The 24724-nt window shown below is 54.3% G+C and carries 27 protein-coding genes; 12 read left to right on the forward strand and 15 right to left on the reverse strand.

Annotated elements, in window-relative coordinates; all coding sequences use genetic code 11:
- Positions 1-7: 7 nt before the first annotated feature.
- The 6 genes from OCV64_RS09620 (at position 8) to OCV64_RS09645 (ending at position 5749) form a co-directional block, all read left to right on the forward strand.
- Positions 8-823 carry a transketolase gene (locus OCV64_RS09620; RefSeq protein WP_186853165.1) on the forward strand — a complete coding sequence of 272 codons (816 nt, stop codon included), beginning with the start codon at positions 8-10 and terminating at the stop codon, positions 821-823.
- Positions 824-845: 22 nt separating this feature from the next.
- Positions 846-1775 carry a transketolase family protein gene (locus tag OCV64_RS09625; protein WP_186853164.1) on the forward strand — a complete coding sequence of 310 codons (930 nt, stop codon included), beginning with the start codon at positions 846-848 and terminating at the stop codon, positions 1773-1775.
- Positions 1766-2848: a TRAP transporter substrate-binding protein gene (locus tag OCV64_RS09630; RefSeq protein ID WP_262669898.1), complete on the forward strand. Its 1083-nt coding sequence runs from the start codon at positions 1766-1768 to the stop codon at positions 2846-2848. Before OCV64_RS09625 ends, OCV64_RS09630 begins: the two co-directional genes overlap by 10 nt.
- Before the next feature lie 105 nt (positions 2849-2953).
- A complete protein-coding gene (locus tag OCV64_RS09635; protein WP_186853162.1) occupies positions 2954-3463 on the forward strand; it encodes a TRAP transporter small permease in 510 nt (169 codons plus the stop codon).
- Entirely contained in the window at positions 3463-4761 is a 1299-nt protein-coding gene (locus OCV64_RS09640; protein ID WP_186853161.1) for a TRAP transporter large permease, read from the forward strand. The genes OCV64_RS09635 and OCV64_RS09640 overlap by 1 nt, the downstream gene beginning before the upstream one ends.
- A gap of 31 nt (positions 4762-4792) precedes the next feature.
- Entirely contained in the window at positions 4793-5749 is a 957-nt protein-coding gene (locus tag OCV64_RS09645; RefSeq protein ID WP_240286646.1) for a hydroxymethylglutaryl-CoA lyase, read from the forward strand.
- Between the two features lie 524 nt (positions 5750-6273).
- On the opposite strand, the gene OCV64_RS09650 is transcribed toward OCV64_RS09645, so the two are convergent.
- The gene (locus tag OCV64_RS09650) at positions 6274-6669 is read right to left on the reverse strand and encodes a hypothetical protein (RefSeq protein ID WP_147571110.1); all 396 of its coding nucleotides are present in this window, start codon (positions 6667-6669) and stop codon (positions 6274-6276) included.
- A 246-nt stretch (positions 6670-6915) separates the two neighbouring features.
- Between OCV64_RS09650 and OCV64_RS09655 the strand changes: the two genes are divergently transcribed.
- From OCV64_RS09655 to rpsR, 4 genes are all read left to right on the forward strand, one after another.
- The gene (locus tag OCV64_RS09655) at positions 6916-7401 is read left to right on the forward strand and encodes a deoxycytidylate deaminase (RefSeq protein WP_147571109.1); all 486 of its coding nucleotides are present in this window, start codon (positions 6916-6918) and stop codon (positions 7399-7401) included.
- Positions 7402-7600: 199 nt separating this feature from the next.
- Positions 7601-7897, forward strand: a complete 297-nt coding sequence (gene rpsF / locus OCV64_RS09660) for a 30S ribosomal protein S6 (RefSeq protein WP_147571108.1) — start codon at positions 7601-7603, stop codon at positions 7895-7897.
- 12 nt (positions 7898-7909) lie between these two features.
- Entirely contained in the window at positions 7910-8392 is a 483-nt protein-coding gene (locus tag OCV64_RS09665; protein WP_147571107.1) for a single-stranded DNA-binding protein, read from the forward strand.
- A gap of 44 nt (positions 8393-8436) precedes the next feature.
- Positions 8437-8676, forward strand: a complete 240-nt coding sequence (gene rpsR / locus OCV64_RS09670; protein ID WP_374740045.1) for a 30S ribosomal protein S18 — start codon at positions 8437-8439, stop codon at positions 8674-8676.
- 169 nt (positions 8677-8845) lie between these two features.
- On the opposite strand, the gene OCV64_RS09675 is transcribed toward rpsR, so the two are convergent.
- The 5 genes from OCV64_RS09675 to OCV64_RS09695 all read right to left on the reverse strand — a co-directional run bounded on the left by OCV64_RS09675 (position 8846) and on the right by OCV64_RS09695 (position 11173).
- The gene (locus OCV64_RS09675) at positions 8846-9082 is read right to left on the reverse strand and encodes a hypothetical protein (RefSeq protein WP_262669899.1); all 237 of its coding nucleotides are present in this window, start codon (positions 9080-9082) and stop codon (positions 8846-8848) included.
- A 110-nt stretch (positions 9083-9192) separates the two neighbouring features.
- Positions 9193-9651 carry a hypothetical protein gene (locus OCV64_RS09680; RefSeq protein WP_262669900.1) on the reverse strand — a complete coding sequence of 153 codons (459 nt, stop codon included), beginning with the start codon at positions 9649-9651 and terminating at the stop codon, positions 9193-9195.
- A 56-nt stretch (positions 9652-9707) separates the two neighbouring features.
- The gene (locus tag OCV64_RS09685; RefSeq protein ID WP_147571104.1) at positions 9708-10076 is read right to left on the reverse strand and encodes a DUF2085 domain-containing protein; all 369 of its coding nucleotides are present in this window, start codon (positions 10074-10076) and stop codon (positions 9708-9710) included.
- A gap of 1 nt (position 10077) precedes the next feature.
- Complete coding sequence (locus OCV64_RS09690; protein ID WP_147571103.1) at positions 10078-10371, reverse strand: zinc-ribbon domain-containing protein; 294 nt, start codon at positions 10369-10371, stop codon at positions 10078-10080.
- A 94-nt stretch (positions 10372-10465) separates the two neighbouring features.
- On the reverse strand, positions 10466-11173 hold the full coding sequence (locus OCV64_RS09695; protein ID WP_186853156.1) for a FadR/GntR family transcriptional regulator: 708 nt from the start codon (positions 11171-11173) through the stop codon (positions 10466-10468).
- A 107-nt stretch (positions 11174-11280) separates the two neighbouring features.
- On the opposite strand from OCV64_RS09695, the gene ilvD reads away from it, so the two are divergent.
- On the forward strand, positions 11281-12942 hold the full coding sequence (ilvD, locus tag OCV64_RS09700) for a dihydroxy-acid dehydratase (RefSeq protein WP_262669901.1): 1662 nt from the start codon (positions 11281-11283) through the stop codon (positions 12940-12942).
- Positions 12943-13259: 317 nt separating this feature from the next.
- On the opposite strand, the gene OCV64_RS09705 is transcribed toward ilvD, so the two are convergent.
- Positions 13260-14201, reverse strand: coding sequence for a D-2-hydroxyacid dehydrogenase (locus tag OCV64_RS09705; protein WP_147571100.1), 942 nt, complete (start codon positions 14199-14201; stop codon positions 13260-13262).
- A 200-nt stretch (positions 14202-14401) separates the two neighbouring features.
- Here OCV64_RS09705 and OCV64_RS09710 point away from each other — a divergent pair, with 200 nt between their 5' ends.
- Positions 14402-15331, forward strand: a complete 930-nt coding sequence (locus OCV64_RS09710; protein ID WP_186853155.1) for a LysR family transcriptional regulator — start codon at positions 14402-14404, stop codon at positions 15329-15331.
- Positions 15332-15427: 96 nt separating this feature from the next.
- On the opposite strand, the gene OCV64_RS09715 is transcribed toward OCV64_RS09710, so the two are convergent.
- From OCV64_RS09715 to OCV64_RS09750, 8 genes are all read right to left on the reverse strand, one after another.
- Complete coding sequence (locus tag OCV64_RS09715) at positions 15428-17350, reverse strand: NAD(+) synthase (protein WP_262669902.1); 1923 nt, start codon at positions 17348-17350, stop codon at positions 15428-15430.
- A 307-nt stretch (positions 17351-17657) separates the two neighbouring features.
- The gene (locus tag OCV64_RS09720; protein ID WP_262669903.1) at positions 17658-18200 is read right to left on the reverse strand and encodes a hypothetical protein; all 543 of its coding nucleotides are present in this window, start codon (positions 18198-18200) and stop codon (positions 17658-17660) included.
- Between the two features lie 154 nt (positions 18201-18354).
- Positions 18355-18498 (reverse strand): hypothetical protein, encoded by a 144-nt coding sequence (locus OCV64_RS09725; RefSeq protein ID WP_172592644.1) that lies wholly within the window; start codon positions 18496-18498, stop codon positions 18355-18357.
- A gap of 17 nt (positions 18499-18515) precedes the next feature.
- The gene (locus tag OCV64_RS09730) at positions 18516-18860 is read right to left on the reverse strand and encodes a hypothetical protein (RefSeq protein WP_195308536.1); all 345 of its coding nucleotides are present in this window, start codon (positions 18858-18860) and stop codon (positions 18516-18518) included.
- A gap of 13 nt (positions 18861-18873) precedes the next feature.
- Complete coding sequence (locus OCV64_RS09735; protein ID WP_262669904.1) at positions 18874-20049, reverse strand: RNA-directed DNA polymerase; 1176 nt, start codon at positions 20047-20049, stop codon at positions 18874-18876.
- 542 nt (positions 20050-20591) lie between these two features.
- Positions 20592-23333, reverse strand: a complete 2742-nt coding sequence (locus OCV64_RS09740) for a bacterial Ig-like domain-containing protein (RefSeq protein WP_262669905.1) — start codon at positions 23331-23333, stop codon at positions 20592-20594.
- Positions 23326-23715 (reverse strand): hypothetical protein, encoded by a 390-nt coding sequence (locus OCV64_RS09745; protein ID WP_024723648.1) that lies wholly within the window; start codon positions 23713-23715, stop codon positions 23326-23328. The genes OCV64_RS09740 and OCV64_RS09745 overlap by 8 nt, the downstream gene beginning before the upstream one ends.
- Positions 23716-23778: 63 nt before the next feature.
- Complete coding sequence (locus OCV64_RS09750; RefSeq protein ID WP_262669906.1) at positions 23779-24711, reverse strand: hypothetical protein; 933 nt, start codon at positions 24709-24711, stop codon at positions 23779-23781.
- Positions 24712-24724: the final 13 nt, after the last annotated feature.

The raw sequence follows: 24724 nt of genomic DNA on the forward strand, positions 1-24724 counted from the left end.
CTTTGTGATGCAACATAGTATTCAGGAGCTGACTGAACTGGCGAAGGAGGCTCGTCGGACCACAATGGAAATGATTGCTAGCCTGGGGAAAGGTCATGTTGGCGGCGCATTGGATATTGTGGACGTACTTACTGTACTCTATTATGAGGAAATGAATATCGATCCGAAAAATCCCCAAATGCCTGGGAGAGACCGCTTTGTGCTTTCTAAAGGACATGGAGGTCCCGGAGTTTATTCCATTCTGGCCATGAAGGGTTATTTTGATCGGAAGGAAATATATACCCTGAATAAGCCAGGTACTATGCTACCCAGTCATTGTGACCGGCTTTTGACTCCTGGAATTGATATGACCACCGGCTCTCTGGGGCAAGGCCTATCTGCCGCCGTAGGCATGGCGCTGGCTGACCGAATCGATGGGAACGGCGCCAGAGTGTATTGTATCATTGGTGACGGCGAAAGTCAGGAAGGCCAGATCTGGGAGGCTGGTATGTATGCAGCACAGGCCAAACTAGGCTCATTGACCTGCTTTCTAGACCTGAACGGCCAACAGATTGACGCCCCGGTAGATGAGGTCAACTCCATGATTGATGCGGCAGCTAAGTGGCGCGCATTTGGCTGGAACGTTCAGGAAATCGACGGCCATAACCTCCAGGCCATCTATGACGCTATTGAGCAGGCAAAAACCTGTATGGACAAGCCCAATATGATTGTGCTCCACACCATAAAAGGAAAAGGCTGGAAAAAAATAGAGGGGACGACCAAGTCCCATAGTATGCCGGTGACTGCGGAAGATCTAAAAGATGCTCTGCAGGACCTGCAGTAAACGGTGATCAGGAGGTGAAATCATGGAAAGCAAAGTTGAAATGAGAAAAATTTTTTGCGATACCCTGATCGACTTGGCAAAAGCGGATGAACGCATCTGTATCGTCAACTCAGATTCCCGACAGATCTCCGGTACACGGGACTTTGAACAGGCCTATCCTGACCGTGCGTTTAATGTAGGAATTGCGGAAGCCAACATGGTGGGCGTGGCGGCCGGGCTGGCTGTCAGTGGAAAACGTCCATTTGTCCATGCGTTTGGTCCCTTTATGACGCGCAGGGTTTTGGATCAATTGACGATTTCTCTGGCGTATAGTAAACTGAATGCGGTTTTGGTAGGCCTGTCTCCCGGAATTGTCGCTGAAATTAATGGCGGGACCCATCAGAGCTACGACGATATTGCCGCTGTACGAGGAATCGCAAATACTACCATTGTGGAGCCCTTTGATGGTATGCAGCTTCGTCAGATGATTCCAGCCCTATTGGATCTGGACGGCCCGGTGTATCTTCGCTATGACCGGGCTGTGGCTCCTTGTTTTTACGGTGATGACTACCGCTATCAGCTTGGTAGGGCTGATATACTGCGTAAGGGCAGTGATGTCACTCTGATTTCTTCCGGTATTATGCTGACTCAGTGCCTGGAAGCGGCTCAAATTCTGAAGGAGAATGGGATTGAGGCACGGGTTCTAAATATGCATACTATTAAGCCGATAGATCAGGAGGCAATCATTCAGGCTGCCCGCGAAACTAGAGGGATCATTACAGTGGAAAACCACAATATTATCGGTGGCCTGGGAAGCGCGGTAGCTGAGGTACTGGCGGAAAACTATCCGGCCCCTATGCGCCGCATTGGCATTCGGGACCGGTTTGGTGAGGTGGGCAATCGTGCTTACCTTCGCCAGTGCCTTGGAATTGACACTGGAGACATCGTAAAAGCGGCAATGGAATGGAAGTAATCAAAAGATATGCGATAGAAAGGAGCGCAAAAATGAAAAAAACTATAAGCGCAATGTTAGCAGCTGTCCTTCTACTGTCACTGACAGCCTGCGGAGGTAACAACAATAACAGCGATAACAATTCATCCTCTGCTATCAATGCGGATGGAAGCCGTGAAACCTATGTGACGTTCAAGGTTGGTACCAGCCACAATGCGGAATCTTTTTTCTATGCTGGCTTGGCTGAGTTTGAACGGCTGGTTGAGGAGAATACCAAGGGGGCGGTTCAGGTCGAGGTCTTTGCTGATGAGGCTCTGGGCACCGAGGGTGAGATGGCTGAGGGTGTGGCCATGGGCACAGTAGACGCTTGTCTGGTAGGCTCCAGCTCAGTAGCAAAACTGGATTCTAATTTTAATGTGTTTAGCTTGCCTTATCTTTTTATTGACAGTGACCATGTAGACGCTGTCTTTGCAGGTGAACCAGGGCAGCTTTTCCGAGACAATATCTGGAACAGCAATCATGTTATGATCCTAGATTACTGGGATTCCGGCTTCCGTCATTACTCAACTAACAAGGGAGAAATCAATGGTCCCGAGGATATGGCTGGACAGCTGATTCGTATTCCTGATAACCCCATTCAGGCTGCCACAGCTGCCGCTCTGGGTGCGTCTACTTCTACGTTGGGCTATAAAGAAGTCTATCTGGCTTGTTCCAACAATACTGTAGACGGTCAGGAAGGCCCTATTTTTGCTTTCTGTGATGATAACTTTTACGAAGTGCAGAAGTATATGGTTCTGGATGGCCACATTTACACAGTTATGGGCCTGCTGATGAATGGAAATGTCTGGGAAAAGTTGACCGATGAGGACCAAGAAATTGTAATGCAGGCTGCAAAGGACGCAGGCCTGGTGGAAAAGAATGGAATTCGCCAGAGCGAGGCTGAACAGATTGAGTTTTTAAAGGAAAAGGGAACGACAATTAATGAGAACCCCGATAAAGAGGCTTGGCGTGTGGCAACTGCCAGCGTATATGATCAGTTCGCTGATACCTATGGCGCAGATCTGATTGACCAAATCAAGAACTTCCAGTATTAATGTGCGCTCCTTTCTTCCAGATTGCGGAGCTTCTGGTTCAGGCCAGAAGCTCCGCGGTTCCCAATGTTAGAATTGAAAATCAATAAGATCGAAAGGAGATATTTTATGCATTCGTTCAACCGAAAACTACAAAAAATCTCCCGCGGCATTTATAAGGTTTTTTTTGTCTTTGCTACAGTTAGTTTTGCCGTACTGCTTGTAATTCTCCTAATCAATGTATTTTCTAGAAACTTTCTCAACGGTGCGGTCGCGTCTATTGAAGAAGGAAGTAGATTTATTTTTACATGGATCATGTTTCTGGGAATTGCCATCGGTGTGTACCGGAAAAAGCATCTAGGTGTGGAATTTCTGGTGGAAAAATATCCGCCCAAGCTGAAACGGGCTTTTTCCATAATCAGTGAGATTTTGACTATTCTGCTGTTTCTGGTATTGACCATTTATGGTTTTAAGTACTCTGCCAGTACCATGAGAATGTATTCTCCAATTATGTCTATCCCTTATGGATTGGTTTATCTCTGTATTCCTCTGTGTGGCGCATTCAGCTTATTTTATAGTATTGCCGGGATCATAAACGACCTGTATGGTGACGAGGAGAAGGGGGAGGGCAGCAAATAATGGTTTCTACCCTGTTGATTTTGATGATTGTTCTCTTCCTGATCCTAGTCATCTTTACTGGTACTCCCATTGCGGTAGCTTTGGGGCTGTCCGCAATCGCTGAACTGGTTATGCAGGGAGAGGTCCCGCTGATGATTGCGCCCCAGCGTATCTTTAACGGCGTAAATAGTGTGACACTGATGGGCATTCCCTTCTTTATGCTGGTGGGCTCTATTATGGAGCGCAGTGGAATTACCCAAAAACTGATTGATTTTGCCAACTCGCTGGTTGGCTGGCTGCGCGGTGGTCTGTGCTATGTAGGTGTTCTTACCGGCATCCTGATGGGCGGTATTTCCGGGTCCGCTCCCGCCGATACCGCGGCTTTGAGTTCTATTATGGTGCCGAGTATGGAGCGCAGCGGCTATCCAAGAGAATACTCCGCGGCCCTGATGGCCAGTTCTGGCACGCTAGGAATCATTATTCCCCCCAGTATGCCCATGATTGTATTGGCCAGTATTACTGGTATTTCAGTTGGGAAACTATTTCTAGGTGGTATTATCCCCGGTATCATGATTGGTGTTTCTTTTATGCTGGTCTGCGGGATCACCTGCTATGTACGCGGCTATGATAAAAACCACTGCAACCATTTCTCTGTTACCCAGGTTCTGAAGACGTTGCGGCATGCCCTGCTTCCGATTTTCGCTCCGGTCATTATCGTAGGTGGCATCCTGACTGGCATTGTAACCGCTACTGAATCTGCCATCACAGCAGTGGCTTATACCTTGATTGTTGCGATGGTGGTCTATCGGACCATCAGGATAAAGGACCTCCCAGAGATGTTTGTGGAATCAATAATTGGTGCCTCAAATGTCATGTTTATCATTGGCACATCCAGCCTCTTTGCTTGGATTTTGCAGAGCAATAACTTCCAGCAAGTTATTTTAAATCTGTTCGGTGATTCGGTCAGCAATAAAATCTGGGTCATGTTTATTGTCAACTTGGTGTTCTTTATCGGGGGATTCTTTCTGGAGGGCACCGCCATGCAGATTATGTTTATCCCTGTTCTACTGCCCATTGTTCAGGCAGCCGGAATTGATACAGTTGCCTTTGGTGTTACCGTAATCTGCAATATAGCCGTAGGCAACCTGACTCCTCCCGTCGGCGTTTGTCTGTATGTAGCGGCCAATTCCTCTAACGCCAAGGTAGAGGGGATTATCCGCGAAATTATCCCGTTTGTCCTAATTACGCTGGTCGATGTTGCCATTTTGGTTGTGTTCCCGCAGCTGATTACATTTATTCCTAATATGATGAACGGATAAAAACAACGATACAGGATAAGGAAGGGTTTCTATGCCATTGAATCTGGTGGAAGAAATCAAAATTTGTGAAGTTGGACCTCGCGACGGCCTGCAAAATGAAAAGAGGATTTTGACCACAGAGGAAAAGTTAGTGCTGATCGAAGGTGTTGTACAAGCAGGTTTCTCCGTAATTGAAGTGGGATCCTTTATGAGCCCTAAAGCGGTCCCTCAGATGGCCAATACCGATGAGGTATTTCAAAATTTGAAGCGCAAAGAAGGTGTGGAGTACCGCGCGTTGGTCGCTAATTTAAAAGGTGTGGAGCGGGCCGCCGCCTGCGGTTGCAAAAAGGTCAAGCTGAATGTCTCCGCCAGTAAAGCGCACAATCTGGCCAACCTAAATCGGACTCCGGCGGAGACAGTGGAGGGTTTCTACGGCTGTATGGACGCGGCAAGGTCTGTGGGAATTGAGGTCTCCGGCTCGATTTCTATGGCCTTCGGCTCCCCTTGGGACCGGGAGATCCCTCTGTCCGACGTAAAGGAAATTGTGGACGCCTATCTGGCCGTGGGCGTGACGGAGATCTCCCTGTCCGACGCCTCTGGTCAGGCTTACCCCACACAGGTATATCAAATCTGTACCGATATGGCAAAGACCTATCCCCAGGTAGCCTGGTGGCTCCACTTCCACAATACCCGGGGGCTGGGGATCGCCAACATCATGGCTGGAATGCAGGCGGGCTTCACCCGGTACGATTCCGCTTTTGCAGGCGTGGGCGGCTGCCCCTTTGTGCCGGGTGCAGCAGGCAACGTGGCTACGGAAGACGTGGTCCACATGTGCGATGAAATAGGGATTAAAACCGGCGTGGATTTGGATCAGGCTATGAAGGTCAGCCGCCAGCTCGTCCAACTGCTGAACCATGGAACCGACAGCTATCTGCTGCGGGCCGGAAAGTCCAGTGATCTGATTTCTGAACTGCCCACTGGACAGCTTAGAAATCAGACATTAAAATAAAACAAAAGTGTTCCGGCTGAGACAGAATGCTTTTGGGTTATTCAAGCGAAAGGGAACGATATGAGAAAGCGATTTTATCGGAAAAGCCCCTCTCCTGCCGCGCAAGCCATTGCAGGCTGTACAGTGAGTGTAGCAGGCATTTGCGCCGGGTTGTTCTATTTTATCCCTATCCATGAGGGTATAGGTACCTTGTGGACTATGTTCTGCGCGGTAATTGTGGGTATCTATTATGCGCGCTATACTCGGATTTGGAAAAGCACTTCGAAGAAAAAAGAGTAATATACAGATCGACACCAACCCCTAAGTGTTCTTATCTGCTCTATATGACAGACAAAATATTTAAAAGAGGGTTGAATTTCTACTAGAAGAATGAGATCAGTAGTTTGAATTCCCACATTAATAATCAGATATTTAAAAAGGGTCATCTGCCTTGATATCAAGGCAGATGACCCTTTTTAAATACACTCTGATGGAATATCCTGTTGCCCTTACCAGGGGTATCCCTCAAGTTCCACGGCTTTATATCAGCTTTTTTCCTGGAAACTGGCTCCGCATCCCCGGCAGGTGACTGTAATCTTCCCCTTGCCTCGGGGGACCCGGAGCTGCTGTCCACAGTTGGGACATTTGAAATACCGATGCTCCTTATCACGGGCGATGGTCCTGCGCAGGCGAAGCCACTGGATGGTTGGACCGGCCAGCTTCAAAAACCGCGCGTTTTCCTCCCGCCTCCGGGGCAGGTTCCGGGAGAGAAGGCGGAACAGGGAGAATACTATCAGCACACAGCAAACCCAATAGAGAATCTCGAACCTGGTGAGCAGGAACAAAAGGTATAGGACAAGATATGTGCCAATCAAAAAGACGTTCAGCTGGTCGTTACCATACCGGCCATACATAAACCGTTGGATCGCGTTGCGGATCATAAATGTGTGCCCCCTTAGGAAACAGGAGGCAGGCGTGTCCGCCTGCCAATGTACGATATTATGATAGTCTTTCTCCATGTAATCGTCAAGGCATCATTCGTAAACAAAATGTAAATTCCGTAGCCCTTTGCCACCCTCCGGCGCCTTTTTGCGCCTGACGACCCAGTATCAGGCCGAAGACTCTTGCGTCCGGGCGAAAAATAGGATATACTGTCACCATCCAAACAGAGGACAGGGGGACCTCGTATGAAGCGCATCGATAAGGAAAATTATTATCTGGACATTGCCGAGACCGTGCTGGAGCGGTCCACCTGCCTGCGCCGGTGTTACGGCGCTATCATCGTGAAAAATGACGAGATCGTGTCCACGGGCTACAATGGGGCTCCCCGTGGGAGGAAGAACTGTATGGACTTGGGCTACTGTACCCGGGAGGCCATGAATATCCCATCTGGTCAGCGGTATGAGCTGTGCCGCTCCGTCCATGCGGAGATGAACGCCATCATCTCCGCTGCCCGGCGGGACACCCTGGGTTCCACCCTCTACCTGGCGGGGCGGGAGGCGTCTACCGGCGAGCTGCTCCATGACGCCACTTCCTGCTCCATGTGCCGCCGGACCATCATCAACGCGGGTATCGACCGGGTGGTTATCCGCAACACAGATAAGGATTACTCCGTGGTCCATGTGGAGGACTGGATTCGGGAGGATGATTCTCTCCCGGAAAAGCAGGGCTGATCCCCTTTGCCCCATTGTTTGTAGGGAAAATGCCGCCTATGGAACATGAAGGCGGCATTTTTATGGACAAAATTTGTATTTTGTCTTGACATTTACACGGCAGCGTGTATAATAATTAGGTCTGCCGATGTCGTCAGACAACATCCTTGCCCCTGGCATAAGACTTCAGGGGCCATATGTCCATAAGGAGGTGCAAAACATGGCAAAAATCAACGCGAACTACGAGGCGGTCTATATCCTGCAGCCCGACCTGAGCGAGGAGCAGATCGCCGCCCTGGTGGCAAAGTTCAAGGCCGTGGTCGAGGCCAATGGTACCGTGTCCGAGATCGACGAGTGGGGCAAGCGCCGTCTGGCCTATCCCATCAACGATCTGATGGAGGGCTACTACGTCCTGATGACCTTTACTGCCGCCGCCGCTATCCCCGCTGAACTGGACCGTATTTTCCGGATCACCGATGGTGTGATGCGCTCCATGATTGTCTGCAAAGACCAGTAAGGGGGAGCGGATATGCTCAACAAAATCTTCATCATGGGTCGTCTGACCCGTGACCCCGAGCTTCGGCGCACCCAGACTGGCACGCCCGTGGCCTCCTTCTCCCTGGCCGTAGACCGGGATTTCAAGGACAAGTCCACCGGCGAGCGGACCACTGACTTTATCGACGTGGTGGCCTGGCGTCAGACTGGCGAGTTCGTCAGCCGCTACTTCACCAAGGGCCGTATGGCCGTGGTGGAAGGCCGTTTGCAGATCCGTGACTGGACGGATAAGGACGGCAATAAGCGCCGCTCCGCCGAGGTGGTGGCCGACCAGGTCTACTTCGGCGACTCCAAGCGGGATGGGGACGGAGGGGGCTTCTCCTCCGGGTATAGCCAGGGCGGCTCTGCCGCCGGCGGCTGGTCCGCTCCCGCTTCCAACTCCGGCTATGGCGCTCCGCCCGCGGACGGGGACCAGTTTGCCGATCTCTCTGATGATGACGGCCGGTTGCCGTTCTAACTTTGACCATGTATGGTCGTAAAAAGGAGGTCAATCCCATGGCTATGGAACGTGATAACAGAGCTCCCCGCGGCCGCAAGCGCCGTAAGGTCTGCGCTTTCTGCGTGGACAAGGTGGAGTGCATCGATTACAAGGACGCCGCCAAGCTGCGCCGGTTCACTTCCGAGCGGGCCAAGATCCTGCCCCGCCGCACCACCGGCACCTGCGCTATGCATCAGCGTCAGCTGACCGAGGCCATCAAGCGGGCCCGTCAGATCGCTCTGCTGCCCTATGTGACCGATTGATCGTGTCTATTAAAAAGCCGCCCATGGTTCATCCATGGGCGGCTTTTTGTTGTAGCTGTATGATACACGCGGCCCGGTCAAATTCCCGCCTTTATCCTGAGAAGAAAAATAGCAAAGGCAGATACAAGAGCCAGGATTATCACGATTTTTAGGAGCTGTTGGGAGCGTTTCACATACTCAGGCGGATATCATCCGACCGGCTGGAGCGGAGCTTATACCAGCAATACAGCGCAGGTACACCAAGAAGGATGAGCAGTATCAACAGATACCAAGAGATGGAGGAAAGAATATGCTCTAATGCGCTCGCTCCAAGCAGGGGAGCCGCAGAGTGAAAGGAAATCAGAAGTAAATAGAGGCTCAGACCCCAGTTTCCAAGACATAGAAGCTTATAATACAACTTTTTCATGCCAATTCCCCCTGAATAAAGGCTATACTCCACTGAGCCTGCGTGATGCTCTCTGCTGTGAAGGGGAGAGATAGGAACGACCGCTGTGCGGAAGCGCGATTGCCTGACGGTCATTCTATAGGGAAATGGGGGGCAAGGACATCATAAATTTTCTCCGGATCAATGGCCTGGTAGGTTCCGGAGGAGGTCTGGACCTGGAGGGTCACCTTGTCCTCCGTGCAATACAGGTCCAGGAAAAAATGCTCCCTCTCTCCCGTCATGGCCACAAAACAGTAGGACGCCTCTTCTGGAGGGGTATAGGGGCCAGAAAACAGCCTGCGGCGGAATTTGGTTTCAGACAAGGCCCGGTACAGAAGGGCCGTTTCCTCCGCACTGGACTGATAGCTTATTCCCCCGTCAGATACGTTCCATTGGGGGAAATACAGAACGTCCACGCCTAAAATGCCGTTCTGACCGTCTGCAATTTCAACGGGGCGGAAGAATAGAAACCCCAATACTCCGATGAAAAGGGCGCAACCAGCCAGCAGAAGAAGGATCCCCATTCTGGGCCTTTTTGCGATTTCTTTCATTGATGACCGACTTCCTATTCCAATCGAACTGGCATTTCTTACAAACACCAATTTCCCTATCTGTCCATCCAGCCTGTCCCAAATGCCATCCCCAATTCCAGTACCCACAGGGATGAGAGAAAAAACAGGCAGGTCAGTCCGTATCCAAAGAGCGTCCCGGTCACCAGCCTGCGCCCATTGCCGCTCTCATAAGGGGTCAGCGCCTGAAGTCCGCCGTCCAGCACCAGTGGGACAAGCAAGAGCAGGGCGGGCTTCCAGCCAGGGTGCCAGAGGGCAAAGGTGAGTCCACTAGCCAGGATGCCTGCAAGCTCACCGGTACACCGGGCACAGATTGGGAACTGTCTTCCGTGGAAGTGAAAGGAGCGGTCTGCCCGTTGGTGGCAGCCAAACAGAATTGGCAGCCACTTGTCAAACCAGTCCAGCATTTCAACTGCCCAGGACGATCCCAATCCCAAGCATGAATATCAGCACATAGTACAGCGCGCCAAGGCCCACAGCGACCAGTGCTCCAATGCCGGCGGCCTTGGCTGTCCGGGGCTTCTGGTCCTTCCAGACCAGCCACAGCACCAGGCCGACAATGGGGATACAGCAGCCCAGGATCCCCCATCCAAGGCCGCCATTGTCTACCACCGGGGGAAGGGAGGACTGAGAGGCACCGCACTGGGGGCAGGTGATGGTTCCATCCGCTATGGGAGCGCCGCAATGTCTGCAATATGCCATTTGGATTCCTCCTTTTTCAAACTGCATAATACGGATATTTCAAAGTCATTGTAGACGATTCTTCCTGAAAAGGCAAGAAAAAGCGCTCATTTTCTCAACTATGACACCCGGATCCGGAATGCTGCCCGGCTTCCAACCCCATCTCGTCCATGGCGTGAGCCATGTGGATGGCCATGGCGTGCTCCGCCCCTACTCCGTCCCTTCGGGCAAAAAACTCCAGCAGCAGGGCGTGGTCCCGCAGAGTGGCCTGGGCCAGATTCTCCTGGCCTTCTCCGGCGGATCCGATGGCCGTTTCCACTGCCTGGCTGATGATGGGCAGCAGGCGCATCATAAAAGCGTTGTGGGTGGCACGGACGATGGCCCCGTGGAATTCCAGGTCGGCCTGGGTCCGATCCTCGCCCGCCTGAATGCGGGCAGCCACCCGCTCTCCCTGGGTCAAAATTTCAGCCAGCTCCTGCTCCGTGGCCCGGACGCAGGCCAGACGGGCGGCCTGGGGCTCAAAGATAGCCCGCAGCTCGAACAGGTCCCGCAGTCGGCCCCTGATTTCTTCCAGGCGGCCAAAGCCAAAATCCTCAATCTCAGCCACCTGCCGGGACACAAAGGTACCGCGGCCCCGCTGGACCTCCAACACCCCTTGGACGGTGAGCGCCCGGATGGCTTCCCGCAGGGTGGCCCGGCTGACCCCCAGCTCATGGGACAGGTCTACCTCGTTGGGCAGCTTGTCTCCTGGGGACAGCCGCCCCTCGGCCACGATCTGGTTATAGAGCCGTTCTGCAGTCTGCTGGGATAAATTTGAGCCCATTGTGTCCGCCTCCTCTTGACATCCTTTCCCCCATGATATACTATATGGTCAGACAATTCAATAGTTATCAGACAACTGATGGCTTGATTTTTAAGGAGGCTTACTGTATGCGCTCTGATGTTGTAAAAAAAGGCGTGCCTGCCGCCCCGAACCGCTCTCTGCTCTATGCCCTGGGCTATACTAAGGAGGAGCTGGAGCGGCCCCTGATCGGCGTAGTCTGCTCCTACAATGAGATTGTCCCCGGCCACATGAACCTGGATAAGATCGCCGAGGCTGCGAAGGCCGGAATCCGGGCCGCCGGGGGAACTCCAGTGGAGTTCCCAGCCATTGCCGTGTGTGACGGCATCGCCATGGGCCATGTGGGCATGAAATACTCCCTGGTCACCCGGGACCTCATCGCTGACTCTACCGAGGCCATGGCTATGGCCCACCAGTTTGACGGCTTGGTGATGATCCCCAACTGCGACAAGAACGTGCCCGGCCTGCTTATGGCCGCCGCCCGGGTAAATATCCCCACCATCTTCGTGTCCGGCGGCCCCATGCTGGCCGGAACTCTAAATGACGGACGCCGCACCTGCCTGTCCCATATGTTCGAGGCGGTGGGCGCCTACTACGCCGGCAAGCTGGACGAGGCCGGGGTGGAGGAGTATGAGAACAACGCCTGTCCCACCTGTGGCTCCTGCTCTGGCATGTATACCGCCAACTCCATGAACTGTCTGACCGAGGCCATCGGTATGGGACTGCGGGGCAACGGTACCATTCCAGCTGTTTGGTCCGCCCGTCTGCGGCTGGCCAAGCACGCCGGAATGCAGATCATGGACCTGGTAGCCAAGGACATTCGCCCACGGGATATTATGACCGAGGCGGCTTTCCACAATGCCGAGACCATCGACATGGCCTTGGGCTGCTCCACCAACACCATGCTCCACCTGCCCGCTATCGCACACGAGTGCGGTATTGAGCTGTCCTTTGACATGGCCAACGAGATCAGTTCCAAGACCCCCAACCTGTGCCATCTGGCTCCCGCCGGGGACACCTATATGGAGGATCTGGAGCGGGCAGGGGGCGTCTACGCCGTGATGGCGGAGCTGGCCGGAGCCGGTCTGTTGGACACCAGCCTGATGACCTGCACCGGCAAGACAGTGGCGGAAAATCTGGCGGGTGTGGTCAACCGGAATACCGAAATCATCCGGCCCATTGACAATCCCTACTCCAAGACCGGCGGCATCGCCGTCTTGAAGGGCAACCTGGCCCCCGACGGCTGTGTGGTGAAGCAGTCCGCCGTGGCCCCTGAGATGATGGTTCATGAAGGCCCCGCCCGGGTGTTTGACTGTGAGGACGATGCCATCCGGGCCATCTATGATGGCAAGATCGCGGCCGGGGACGTGGTGGTCATCCGCTATGAGGGACCCAAGGGCGGACCTGGCATGCGTGAGATGCTCAACCCCACGTCCGCCATCGCCGGAATGGGACTGGACAAGGACGTGGCTCTCATCACCGACGGCCGCTTCTCCGGCGCCACCCGGGGCGCCTCCATCGGCCATGTGTCCCCGGAGGCGGCCAGCGGTGGTCCCATCGGACTGGTGGAGGAGGGGGACCTAATTGCCATCGATATCCCCAACCACTCCATCACTCTGAAGGTGCCTGACCAGGAGCTGGCTGCCCGGAAGGCCAAGTGGTCCTGCCCCGAACCCAAGATCAGGACCGGCTATCTAGCCCGGTACGCCAAGCTGGTGTCGTCCGCTGACAGGGGCGCTATTTTGGAATAAACAGTGCGTCTGATAGAAACAAAGAGGGGGCTCCCACCTATATGGGAGCCCCAGTGTTTTGTTAAAAAGTCGCCTTGCATATCATTTTGGGAAATCACGTGAAACCGTCCCACTGCGGACGGTTTTCGGCGCTTCATGAAAGGGATCGTCACAAGATGGATCACCCAGAACAGGCTCAGACAATGGAACCTGAAGGACTTCAACAAAGACAACACAGAGATTGAAACAGCCCCGGTGGTGAGCAGCTGCTGCTCGCCTAAACAGGGCAAAAATAAGCTCTCCAGCTTGGCCGGAGAGCTTAAATAAAATAGGGAAGATTAGGTTAGGGACAGGGCCTCTTTCACCTTGGCGATAATGTGAGCGCCGATGTCACGGGAGGCGTCCACTGTCTGGGCACCCAGGTGGGGGGTGACGATAAAGTTATCACACTCAAACAGGGGGGAGTCAAAGCCGGCACCCTCAGTCAAACCGCCAGCAGCCAGCTCGTTCTCCATGACATCCGAGCCGTAGCCACCCAGCTTACCGGACTTCAGGGCCTCATACATATCCTTCTCGTTGACGATGCCGCCGCGAGCCATATTCAGAACCACAGCGCCGTCCTTCATCTCGGCGATGGACTTAGCATTGAACAGATTTTTGGTTTCGTCGGTGAGAGGCATATGAATCGTTACATAATCAGACACCTTCAACACCTCATCGATGGTCATGCTGGTGGCCTTCTGCTCCTCAAACACATGGGCGGGCAGATAGGGATCATAAGCGACCACGTTCATCAGGAAGGCACGGCCCAGTTCACCCACGCGCTGACCAATGCGGCCGAAGCCCAGCACGCCCAGAGTCTTGCCACGCAGCTCAGAGCCTACGAACTTATACTTGTCCCAGTTCTTGTTTACCTTCACGTCATAGCAGGCAGGGATGGTATGACGCGCGATATCCAGCATTTTGGCAATGGTCAGCTCGGCAACGGCGTTTCCGTTCAAGCCGGGGGCGTTGATGACCTGGATGCCCTTCTCCTTCGCCGTGTCCATATCAATGTGGTTCAGACCCACGGAGCAGACTCCGATGACCTTTAGATTCTTGGCAGCGTCCAAAATCTCCTTGTTAATGGCGGGGTCCACCCGCATGATGAGTACGTCATAGTCAGGGATCAGAGCGACCAGCTCCTCCTGGGTGGGGAGCATCTTCGTATCGACCTGCATGTACTTGCCGAGCTCCTCGGCAATAGAGCTATGGACTGCGTCAATGATGAGGCACTTCATAAATGATCAATCCTTCCTTAAAAATATGTTTGGACATACCTTTTGTTGATTTCCTTTTTCACTATCCCTATTATGCCACAAAATCTTTGCCAAGAATATCACTTTTTTGGTTATGGTTGCCACAACTGTTTGACTGTGATAAAATAGTTGCATACCACAAAAAAAGTGAAGGAACTCCGTCAAAGTCAAGGAGGCTAAGTATGAATTTTCTGCATCTAAAATATTTTTTGATGGTAGCTGAAGAACTAAACATTACTCGGGCCGCAGAGCGGCTGTATATCTCCCAACAGTCCTTGTCCAATCACATCAGCAATATGGAGCGGGAACTGGATGTTAAGCTCTTTACCCGCTCCCCCAAACTGTCTCTGACTTATGCCGGCGGTCTGCTGGTGGAAACGGCTACCCAGATCCTGGACCTGTACAGCCAATATCAGACCAAAGTAGGAGATATCAACCGCCACTACTTAGGAATGCTGAGGGTCGGGATCTCCCATACCTGCGGTCTGGCGCTTATGCCGGATATCCTGCCAAAATTTCGACAGGAGTTCCCTTTGGTGGAATTTTCTCTTTTTGAGGGAAACTCTACCCAGTTGGAGGACGAGCTGTCCCACGGCCGAGTGGACCTGATTATCTGCTTTCAGCCCATCATGATGGATGGTGTGCGAACCGAACCTCTGACGGAGCAAAGATTAGTCATGGTGGTGCCCAGAGCCTTCACCGACGAGTTATTTGGCGAGCGAGCGGAGGAGGTCCGGGCCCAGTTTGCACAGGGAGCGGATATCGGAGCGTTCCAGCAGGTGCCTTTTATCCTCATTAAGCGGGGAAACCGGACACGGAATATTATTGATCAGTATTTCAGCCGGTATTACTTCAAGCCAAAGCTGATTTTGGAAACAGAAAATACGGTTACCACCTTAGCGATGGCGCAATCTGGCATCGGGATTACCATTTGTCCGGAGCTGTTTCTACGGGCCATTCCATCCCCCACGGCATCGGCGGGTGGGGTAGACCTGTTTCCCCTCACGGACCCCTCCACCTTCAGCAAGCTGGTAGCTGGATTTCGTCAGGACCGATATTTGTCCCATTTTGGCGAGCGGTTTATAGAGATTACAAAGGAAGTGCTGCAGTAAAAACCGCGGCCCCGAAACACCGGGGCCGCGGTTTGCCTTTTCTGTTGCAGGCGGATCTGGGCTGGGTCTCAAAAGCGGCTGATAGCCTATTTCCGGTCAGCTTTGAAGCTGATCCAGCTCCTCCATCCAGAGGGAGTTCACCGCGTCGCTGGGCATCCGCCAGTCTCCACGGGGAGACAGAGTCAGGGAGCCCACCTTGGGCCCGTCGGGCAGGCAGGAGCGTTTGAACTGCTGGGCAAAGAAGCGGCGGTAGAAATTTTGGAGCCACTTCAGGATGGCCGCCCGGTCATAGTAGTTCCCCAGGGCGTACAAGGCCAGCCGGAACACCTTGCGGGGGGAGAAGCCCCAGCGGACGGCGTAGTAAAGGAAAAAGTCGTGCAGCTCGTATGGTCCAACCAGATCCTCGGTCCGTTGGGCGATCTCCCCCTCCTTGGGGGGGAGCAGCTCTGGAGAGACGGGAGTGTCCAGGATATCCCGCAGCACGGCGGCCAGTTCGGGGTCGGAGGGCTCCGCCGTATCTGCGGAGTAGGCCACCAGATGGCGTACCAGAGTTTTAGGAATAGAGCCGTTCACGCCGTACATGGACATATGGTCTCCGTTGTAGGTGGCCCAGCCCAGAGCCAGCTCGGAGAGGTCGCCTGTACCGATGACCAGCCCACCCTGGTGGTTGGCTACATCCATCAGAACCTGGGTACGCTCCCGGGCCTGGCCATTTTCAAAGGTGACGGATAGGTCGTCCATAGACTGGCCGATATCCCGGAAGTGGACTCGCACCGCCTCGCCGATATCGATGGTCTGGAATGTGGTCCCGATTCGCTCGGCCAGCAGCTGGGCGTTAGACTTGGTACGGCTGGTGGTGCCAAAGCAGGGCATGGTGACAGCGGTGATGTCCGTGCGGGGCCGGCCTAGCAAATCCATGGCCCTGGCGGTGATGAGCAGGGCCAAGGTAGAGTCCAGCCCACCGGACAGCCCCACCACGGCGCTTTTGGCCCCAGTATGAGCCAGCCGCTTTTTTAAGCCTAGAGCGGCGATATGCAGGATCTCCCGGCAGCGCCGGTCCCGGTCACCGCTGTCGTCGGGGACAAAGGGATTTGTCCCAATGGGGCGTGTGAGGGAGGTTTCCACCGGCTCCAGCGAGAATTCGGACCAGTCCATCCGCTCCTGCCTGGCGGGGGGGAAGGTAGTGATGCGGCGGCGCTCGAAGGCGATCCGGGCCACATCCACCTCGCTGACAGTCAGTCCATCCGCAAAGCGGCGCTCCGCCAGGACGGTCCCGTTTTCCGCAATCAGATTGTGGCCGGCAAAGACCAGATCGGTGGTGGACTCCCCCTCGCCGGCGTCGGCGTAGACATAGCCGCACATCAGACGCCCGGACTGACCGGCAACCAGAGCCCGTCGATAGTCCGCCTTGCCCACCGTCTCGTTGGAAGCCGACAGATTTAGGATCAGAGTGGCGCCGGACTGGGCCAGAAAAACGGAGGGGGGGGCGGAGGACCACAGATCCTCGCAAATCTCCACGCCGACCACCAGATCGGGCAGAGTGTCGCACCGGAACAGGTGGCGCTTGCCCAGAAAGACCTCCTGTCCGCACAGGGTCAGAGAGAGAAATTCCTCCTCCGGCCCGGGCTCAAACCACCGCTTCTCATAGAATTCCCCGTAGTTGGGCAGGCAGGTTTTGGGAATCAGCCCCAGCAGCTTCCCCCGGCAGAGCACGGCGGCGCAGTTGTAAAGCTTGCCCTCCGCCCGCACCGGAAGCCCCAGGGCCACCAGCATATCCACGGGACGGGTGGCCTCCAGCACCTGCCCCAGCGCATCTTCGGCGCCGCGGAGCAGGGTGTCCTGGAAAAACAGGTCGCCACAGGTATAGCCGGTCAGACATAATTCCGGAAGGGCCAGGACTTTGACGCTCTGCCCCTGAGCTTCCCGGATCAGGGCGATGCACTGCCGGGCGTTATAGGCACAGTCGGCCACCCGGATCTCCGGGGTACCGGCGGCCACTTTGATAAATCCGTCACGCATGATAAAAAACCTCCTAAGGTCAGGATATAGACACAAATATTGAGGATATCTTACTCCAGATTCCAATAAAATGCAAGAAGAAGGCAGGCGGTATTATACGCATTGATATAAAAACAAAATTGTTAATATTATTGTAATAATTGTGCATAACAGGGAAGTTACTATTAATAAAAACCAATTATCCCGTATTTCCGGTGTGAAAACGGTCAAGGTGTAGGAGTAATCGAGGAATAATCGACTCTCCTACACCTCTTTTTACACCGTTCTGCCGCTTTAGATACAGGAGCAGAGGCCAGATCCACTCGCATCAGTATCCACGCACATCCTCGACAAATGACCCGTTTCTCAAGTGGTTTTCGTACGCTTCTCGAATGATGCGAATAGCGATGTCTACTTCTCCATTTTGAAGATCGTTGTCTTTGATGATCTCCTCATATTCCGCATAGATCCGAAAGACTCGCTTAAACTGCTCCCTGGTCACAGGATTATCGGGGCAAACGCAGTACGAGGCAAAACTTATGATCGAACTGCGCTTGCTTTCAATGTAGAGAGACATGGTGATTTCGGTGTTCTTATCCATTTCTTCTTTCAGAACCTCAATGGACTGATCATACACCACTGCTCTATCATTTACCCATTTCATCCAGGCGTCACGCTTGGCGATATTATCTTCGCTGTAATGGGATTCCACGCTATTCAACACGGTCTTCACATCGTGAATCGTCGCGGACATTTCTCGCATGGTCTGCCGTTCCTGCTTCTTCCGAGCAAAATATTTCCTGATCTTAATGAACTCGGGAACGACTTTCCCCTTAAACTCCAAAATTTCGCTAACGATCTGCATGATCAAAAAAAACGCCGATAATAGCCAGACCTAAAGCGATAGGTATGTTCAGGTACTCAATATAGCTGATCATGTTAACCGATCACCCACCTCGACAAAGGTGGGTTTCTTTTCTTCCGCCATCATCCAACCTCCTTCAAAGCAGGCAAATTTGGAAAGCTTAGGCTTTGGGGCTCAGCATCCCGAGCAGTTCCTGATACTCGCTCTCGCTGATTTTGTCGGCGGCATAGAAAATATCGAGCTTCGTCTCGATACCCTCCGTCTGGCCTCTCTCGATCATGCGCTTCAAAGTTCGGTACAACATAGCAGTTTTCCCCTTTCTTAAATATCCAGCTCCGTCAGACCCAGCTCCAGCAGAGTCAGACGGAATTCCTGGTCCACGTTCATGGCATCCGTATCCACTTGTGCGGAATACAGTGCCGGATTGCTGCGGTCGATCTCATTGTCCATTCCCTTTCTCAGGAAAATGTCGTAGTTCTCCCGCACATTTGCTGCAATGCCGTCCCAGGTCTCCACCTCCACATGGTACTCGTCGTACTCATATCCGGTGAAGTCCTCGGTCTGGACAGGCGTCACGTTCTGAAAAAGCCGCACAAGGCTTCTTCCGCTTCCGGGAATGCGCTCCACGGTAAAACTGCCGGGGTCAACCATCCCTTGTACTTTCATGGTGCCGCTCCTTTCACGCCGCCTGGTATGGCGGATATAATTTCTGAAGCCGTCTGCACTCTTTTCGGACGACTTTCTTAAGATCGAACATGGTCTTCGGCTGGTAATACCGCTCCAAAATCCGTTGACAATCGCACTTTCGGAGCTGCCCAAGCCGTGAGATTAGGCCGGAGGCCCGCTTAAACGAGATGACCCGATTTCGATCCCTTCGGTAGTAATATAAATGCAGCGACTGCTTGAGCCGAAACAGGTTGTGCTTTCGGAGGATGGTGTAACCGTGCCCGAACCGGTAGCCCAGCGCCGACGGAATCCTCGGCCGTCTCCGGCGCCGTTTGACCTCGGGCAGATGCTCTCTGGCCTTCTCTACCCTTGGGGTAAAGCCGATCCGAAAGACCTGCCAGTTGTCTTTCAGCTTTAGTCCCACGTCGGCCAGCCACGCCTGAATATCCCGGATCAGCTTCCGCAATTTCCGCTTGCTGGAGGCGAAGATGGTGAAGTTGTCCATCTGCCGCAGGTAGTGGCTGACGCCGTACTCCCTTTGGTGGATCATCAGGTCCAGGGGCTGGAGCACCAGGTGCAGGAACCAGGCGGAGAAGAACGCGCCGATCAGTACGCCGTATTCCATCAGGGCGTCGCACAGCCAGAGGGTCTCCCGGTCCTTGAACAGCCGTTTCAGTGCCTGGATGACATACGGCGGGTCCAGCTCCTCAAAGCAGTGGTAGATGTCGCATTCCGCGCCGTACCGTGTGCCGGCGGCGTCTCCCTTCATCCACTTCTTGATGGCCTTGACCCCGTAGGAATTTCCCCGTCCCGGCACGCTTGCGATGCAGTATTTGTCCATGCTCCGCATGATGTGCGGGATCATGGGCTGTAACACCGCATGGTGGACATGCTGGTCCGGCCACAAAAGCGGCTCGTTGATGTCCCGCCATTTGCCCTTTCCGCTGTCCGCGTTCCGGTCCCAGCGCCGCCGTTTCAGCGGCGGGTGCATATGCGCGTCTCCGCTCACCAGGTCCTCGATGAATCTGCGCAGCTCCGCCACATATTCATCCATATTCGCTTCGATCTCCAGGACCTTCTTGTTCAGGCTGTGGTCGCCGTTGCGCCGGTGTCCCCGGTTGACTTCCCGGATGGCCAGGCGCAGATTGTCTTCCGAAAGGATTTGTTGGTAAACTCTCACTCGTTTCATCAGGGATAATATCCTCCTTGTAGCCTCACAGCCGTTCCATCGCCGCGGGTGGTTCCGGGGCGAAACCCGGCCCGAAGTGTACCAGGCTGTGTCCTGACGGCTCATCGTCAGCAAGTGCTGCGCGGTCAACTCTGCGTAATAGAAAGGGTGAGGAACCCTGACTACCGATAGGAGGTTCAGCCATACCCGACAGGCCCAATGGCCTGCGTCTGCTTCAAGAAGGCGACAGCCGATGTTGGAGTTCGTGTTCGACGCACTGTTGTAGTTCACGTAGAACGGCCCGTGATTCTGGTTCTGGTTATAGTTACCGCCGTGGTGCAGGCACGGGTTACTACCGTTGAAATTCCAGTTATCCGGGACATCGTCTGCTGCAAAGTCGACCCCGCGCTCTCCTCTTACCAAAGAAGAGCGGTTTCAAATGTTGTTCTTATTAAGGTGAAAAGGAGCCCTTCCGCTCCATTTTGAAATGCGAGGAAGGCTGGAGCTTGGGGGAAGGGACTGCGGTCCCCTCACCCCAAACCCCCTCCTCCCCAGGGGAATGGTCACGCCGCCTTCGGCGGGCGTTCCTGGAGGCGACAGCCGATGCCGGAGCTCGCGTACGACGCACCGTTGTAGCTCACGCAGAACGGCCCGTGAACCTGGCTCTGGCTATAGCTACCGCCGTGGTGCAGGCACGGGTAACTACCGCTGAAATACCAGTAATCCGGGACATACGTGGTGGTACTGCCGCCGGCCTCAGAGGGATACAGCGCCCACTCCAGCCCGCTTTGGGTCGGGATGGCGAAGTCCTTCGGGTAGCCGCTTACCGGCAAGCCCACCAGGACGCCGTTGGTGATGTCGCTGAACTGGTTGGGGTTCTTGATGACGTTCAGGCCGTTACTGTTGTAATAGCAGCCGTCCATCCAGTCGTACACATTGTCCCACCAGCCCTCGATGTTCCGGTACTGTGTAAAACCGTAAGTATCCCGATTGGCCGCCGTAGTACCGGTGTGGTACTGCATGGCGTCCGTACGCCCGTTGTTCTCCTTGGAGTTGCTGGCCGAGCAGCCCCGGCCGATCCGCTCGCCGTTCCAATCCGCGAACTCCACCAGAAACAGCATGTTTACATACCACATCTGGGCAAAGTCCAGCTGCCAGATGTTGGCCCCCAGGTTGTGGATCTGGGTCCGTGCCGTGCTCCGGGTGATGTTCACCTGCTGGGCCTTGTTGGTCTCCGACTTGTAGGTGCCGCTGGCGCAGTGATACCGGGCGATGTAGGAGAGGTCCAGCTCTCCAAGGCCGTCCCCACGGTCCATATTCACCGGGTCAACATGGAACCCTTCCACGGGGCCGTCGGCGATCTGGAGCTTCAGCTTCTTCCCGGTCTTGGTCCATTTGAACCAATACTTGGGCTCCTTGACCATCACGCCGCCCGTCCGGGTGACCTTGGTCATGTCCTTCCACGGGTACAAGTCGTCAAAGGGCGAGGAGCCGGAGCCGTTGTTCACCGCCGGGTTGGGGTCCCCAAAGCCCGCCGCTCCGTCGGTGCGCTTACCCTTGGTGGGGCCGCTGCTGGTCCAGTCCCATTCCACGCCGTAGATGGTCACGAACTGGGCATTGACTGCTACCTGCTTATCGGCCCCAGCCAGATAGTTGGCTCCCGCAGCTACTTTAACAATAATTGTAGTCGTGCCGGTGATGTTATTTACACTGTTCACCGTAACCTCGCCGGTCTGCTGATTGATGTTACCGATCGTAGCCACACCAACATTATTGGAAACGGCAGAGATCACGCCGTCGCCCTTTCGGGTCACGGTAAACTTGGCGCTTCGGGCGCCGGTATTCAGCGTCACACTTGTCGGACTTACAGATACGACCTGATCGCCCTTGCCGATAGCCCAGGTAGCTGTCTTGGCGTCCACCGTGCCATCCCACCACTGATGGTTGGAATCCGGTGTAAAGGCGGCAGTGTACCCTGTGCCGGCGTTGACCTTCGCCTCTACAGATACCGTCATTTTGCTCGGATCATAATTGGCGTCCCACACCGGAGTTTTGGGGTCCCCATCATACTTCAAAGCTCCGCTCTGGGCGGGAACCTTGGCGATGGAAGCTCGGCCGATGCTCCACTGAACGGTTTTATTGGTCGTAGAACCGTCCGACCACATGCCATTCAGAAGAATAAATGTGGCAGAGTGGGTGCCGGCATTGGTCTGTGCGGTCACCTGCACTTTGGAATTCACCTGGTCAAAGTTATCCCATTCCGGTGTCTGGGGCGCTCCCGTATAGGTCGGCGAGCCCTTCTGCGTAGGAATGGGTACAATAACGCTGGTGATGGTCCACTTGACCTCCTTGGCCTCAATGGAACCGTCCCACCACTTGTAGTTGGCGGTAGGAGTAAATGTGGCTTTGTAATCGCCTGCGTCAGTTCCAGATCGGTCTCCGCCAATGGTCAACTGACCGATGTCGTAGTTGGCCCAGGTGGGAGCCTGCGGTTTGCCGTTGGCCGCCAGTACATTGTTCTGCGCCGGAAGAGAAGCGATGACCGCCCGGTCAATGATCCACTCAACCGTGACCTCGTCCAAGCCGCCGGGGAACTGATATCCATACGACAGATTAAACCGTGCGGAATAGGACCCAGCGTTCACGCCGTTGGTCGTGCCGGAAATGGTCATCTTCGACGGATCATACCCAGTCCAGGACGGAGTTTTTCCAGTCCCGTCATAGGTAAGGACTCCATTTTGAACAGGGACAGCCACCTCAATGGGGTTGACTGTAACATTCAAGCTGGCGGTCTTGGTCACACCCTCATAGGTATAACCGATCTCCACCGGACGGCTCCCCAAAGTAGAGAAAGCGGTCTTGGGATAGGTGTATCCCGAAACCTCCTCCGCAGAGTCATCCGAGAATTTGGCAGTAACCACCATTCCCGCAGGGGCAAATTCCTCCAGATAGTGATAGACCATCTTGGAGGGGTTGTTGGTAACGGCAATGGATACCAGCACCTTCTGCACAGTAACCGGCACACTTGCCGTCTTGGTGATGCGGCCTTCGGTATAGGTGATAACCACCTCCGTCACCCCATCCGTAAGGACTTGGGGAGACACGGAATATCCGGTCACGTCCGAAGTGAGACCATACCCATAGCCCGCAGTAACGACCATGCCCGTGGGGTCAAAGGACTCTCCGGACTTGTAGGTGGTCTTTTGGGGCGGCTTGGTAATCGTCAGGGTCTCCAGCCTCAGAGTACCGCCTCCGCCGTTGCCGCCGGTCATGTTAAAGACCTTGCCGACGTTTGCATTACTCATTATTCTGCTCGACCTCCAGTCGCAAAATATAAATGGTCAGATTTTCCGTTGGAGTTACCTCGCAGTGAAAGGTGACCTGACCGTTAACGGTGATATTGTCAGCTTTCACGCCAGTCTCGCTGACTGCCATAAAGCAATCCGCGTCAGCGCACACAATATACCAGTATTTTTCGTCAGCCAAAAGGATGTTGTCCTTTACAGTCTGAGCTCTGCCGCTCCAGTTCTCGGCCGGCAGAGTAACGGTAGTACCGCTATGCTGTGCACCCTCCAGCAGAGGAATGATCGACTCTAAAAGCTGGTCGACGCGGTTCAGGGTATCGAGTTTTCCCCTTTCTGCCAGAGCCCGCAACTGCTCTAAGGTTGTGGCTTTGTTCTCTGCCATGTTAGAGCTCCTTTCCGAAAAAATAAGAGGGGGACAGGAATGCCCCATCCCCCTCCGCGGTTATCAGACGCCAACAGCGGCGCCAAAGACCTTATCCAGCATCTGATTGACTTCCTCATCGGCCGCAACCTCAATGCCGTCCAGCTTGGCCTTGTCCTCCTTGGACATCAGACCGTTTGCCTGGCTGGTAGCAGGCTGATAGGTGGTGTCCTGTGCGGGGATACCGAGAGCAACGATATCCTCCTTGGTCACATCGTCGCCGATGACCGCATGACCCTGATTGTCCTTACCGACCTTCTTGAAGCCGGCTTCGACCGCCTCAGCGGCAGGGTGAGTGTAGACCACGGTCTCCTGGCCATTGATCTTGATGTTGCCGTTGACCTCGGACTTCTCCACCTTGGTCGCGCCGGAGGCAATGTCCTTCAGCGCGGCGGTGATCTTGCCTTCAATGGCGGCCATTACGGTGGCGTACTCGTCCTCGTCGCCGCCAATACCGGCAACGATACCGTTCAGCTTGGTGATGGCGGCGTTCATCGCGGAAGCGTCATTGGGGTGATCCTGAATCCACTGAGCAATCTCAGTCAGAGTATCCAGGGCCTCCTGGGCGCCCTCGGGGATCAGCTGAGCGGCCAGCTCCTCGTTGGCGATGGTGCGGGCGCTCTTACCAGCATCCGTACCGATCAGAGTGGCCAGATCGGCGCCGGAAGCCTTGCCGTCCAGCACAGCCTTCAGAGCGGTATCCAGATCGGCCTCAGAGATCTGAGCCTTGTAGGCCAGGGCCGCCAGACCCGTCACCGCAACATCCTTGCCGGCAACAGACAGAGTGCCGTTGGTAGCACCAGAAGCAATCAGAATGTCCACCATCTTGTCGGCGATGGCCAGGGCAACGCCGTTGACCTTAACGCCTACCAGGGACTTGGATTCGACCTTGCTGATCTCACCCTTGGTGCGCTGAGCCAGAAGCTTCAGCTGTTCGAGAGTAGTGTGCTTAGACATAAATATGTCCTCC

The sequence above is a fragment of the Muriventricola aceti genome, from assembly GCF_025567565.1.
Classification (GTDB): Bacteria; Bacillota; Clostridia; order Oscillospirales; family Oscillospiraceae; genus Lawsonibacter; species Lawsonibacter aceti.

Excerpts from the sequence above, each read along its gene's own strand:
- OCV64_RS09635 (WP_186853162.1), top strand. The coding sequence starts at position 2,954 with ATGCATTCGTTCAACCGAAAACTACAAAAAATCTCCCGCGGCATTTAT.
- OCV64_RS09645 (WP_240286646.1), top strand. The coding sequence starts at position 4,793 with ATGCCATTGAATCTGGTGGAAGAAATCAAAATTTGTGAAGTTGGACCT.
- OCV64_RS09680 (WP_262669900.1), bottom strand. The coding sequence starts at position 9,651 with ATGAAAGAAATCGCAAAAAGGCCCAGAATGGGGATCCTTCTTCTGCTG.
- OCV64_RS09750 (WP_262669906.1), bottom strand. The coding sequence starts at position 24,711 with ATGTCTAAGCACACTACTCTCGAACAGCTGAAGCTTCTGGCTCAGCGC.
- OCV64_RS09695 (WP_186853156.1), bottom strand. The coding sequence starts at position 11,173 with ATGGGCTCAAATTTATCCCAGCAGACTGCAGAACGGCTCTATAACCAG.
- OCV64_RS09650 (WP_147571110.1), bottom strand. The coding sequence starts at position 6,669 with ATGATCCGCAACGCGATCCAACGGTTTATGTATGGCCGGTATGGTAAC.
- OCV64_RS09655 (WP_147571109.1), top strand. The coding sequence starts at position 6,916 with ATGAAGCGCATCGATAAGGAAAATTATTATCTGGACATTGCCGAGACC.
- ilvD (WP_262669901.1), top strand. The coding sequence starts at position 11,281 with ATGCGCTCTGATGTTGTAAAAAAAGGCGTGCCTGCCGCCCCGAACCGC.
- OCV64_RS09710 (WP_186853155.1), top strand. The coding sequence starts at position 14,402 with ATGAATTTTCTGCATCTAAAATATTTTTTGATGGTAGCTGAAGAACTA.
- OCV64_RS09620 (WP_186853165.1), top strand. The coding sequence starts at position 8 with ATGCAACATAGTATTCAGGAGCTGACTGAACTGGCGAAGGAGGCTCGT.
- rpsR (WP_374740045.1), top strand. The coding sequence starts at position 8,437 with ATGGAACGTGATAACAGAGCTCCCCGCGGCCGCAAGCGCCGTAAGGTC.
- OCV64_RS09685 (WP_147571104.1), bottom strand. The coding sequence starts at position 10,076 with ATGCTGGACTGGTTTGACAAGTGGCTGCCAATTCTGTTTGGCTGCCAC.
- OCV64_RS09675 (WP_262669899.1), bottom strand. The coding sequence starts at position 9,082 with ATGAAAAAGTTGTATTATAAGCTTCTATGTCTTGGAAACTGGGGTCTG.
- OCV64_RS09735 (WP_262669904.1), bottom strand. The coding sequence starts at position 20,049 with ATGAAACGAGTGAGAGTTTACCAACAAATCCTTTCGGAAGACAATCTG.
- OCV64_RS09625 (WP_186853164.1), top strand. The coding sequence starts at position 846 with ATGGAAAGCAAAGTTGAAATGAGAAAAATTTTTTGCGATACCCTGATC.
- OCV64_RS09725 (WP_172592644.1), bottom strand. The coding sequence starts at position 18,498 with ATGTTGTACCGAACTTTGAAGCGCATGATCGAGAGAGGCCAGACGGAG.
- OCV64_RS09705 (WP_147571100.1), bottom strand. The coding sequence starts at position 14,201 with ATGAAGTGCCTCATCATTGACGCAGTCCATAGCTCTATTGCCGAGGAG.
- OCV64_RS09665 (WP_147571107.1), top strand. The coding sequence starts at position 7,910 with ATGCTCAACAAAATCTTCATCATGGGTCGTCTGACCCGTGACCCCGAG.
- OCV64_RS09715 (WP_262669902.1), bottom strand. The coding sequence starts at position 17,350 with ATGCGTGACGGATTTATCAAAGTGGCCGCCGGTACCCCGGAGATCCGG.
- OCV64_RS09640 (WP_186853161.1), top strand. The coding sequence starts at position 3,463 with ATGGTTTCTACCCTGTTGATTTTGATGATTGTTCTCTTCCTGATCCTA.
- OCV64_RS09745 (WP_024723648.1), bottom strand. The coding sequence starts at position 23,715 with ATGGCAGAGAACAAAGCCACAACCTTAGAGCAGTTGCGGGCTCTGGCA.
- rpsF (WP_147571108.1), top strand. The coding sequence starts at position 7,601 with ATGGCAAAAATCAACGCGAACTACGAGGCGGTCTATATCCTGCAGCCC.
- OCV64_RS09730 (WP_195308536.1), bottom strand. The coding sequence starts at position 18,860 with ATGAAAGTACAAGGGATGGTTGACCCCGGCAGTTTTACCGTGGAGCGC.
- OCV64_RS09690 (WP_147571103.1), bottom strand. The coding sequence starts at position 10,371 with ATGGCATATTGCAGACATTGCGGCGCTCCCATAGCGGATGGAACCATC.
- OCV64_RS09630 (WP_262669898.1), top strand. The coding sequence starts at position 1,766 with ATGGAAGTAATCAAAAGATATGCGATAGAAAGGAGCGCAAAAATGAAA.
- OCV64_RS09740 (WP_262669905.1), bottom strand. The coding sequence starts at position 23,333 with ATGAGTAATGCAAACGTCGGCAAGGTCTTTAACATGACCGGCGGCAAC.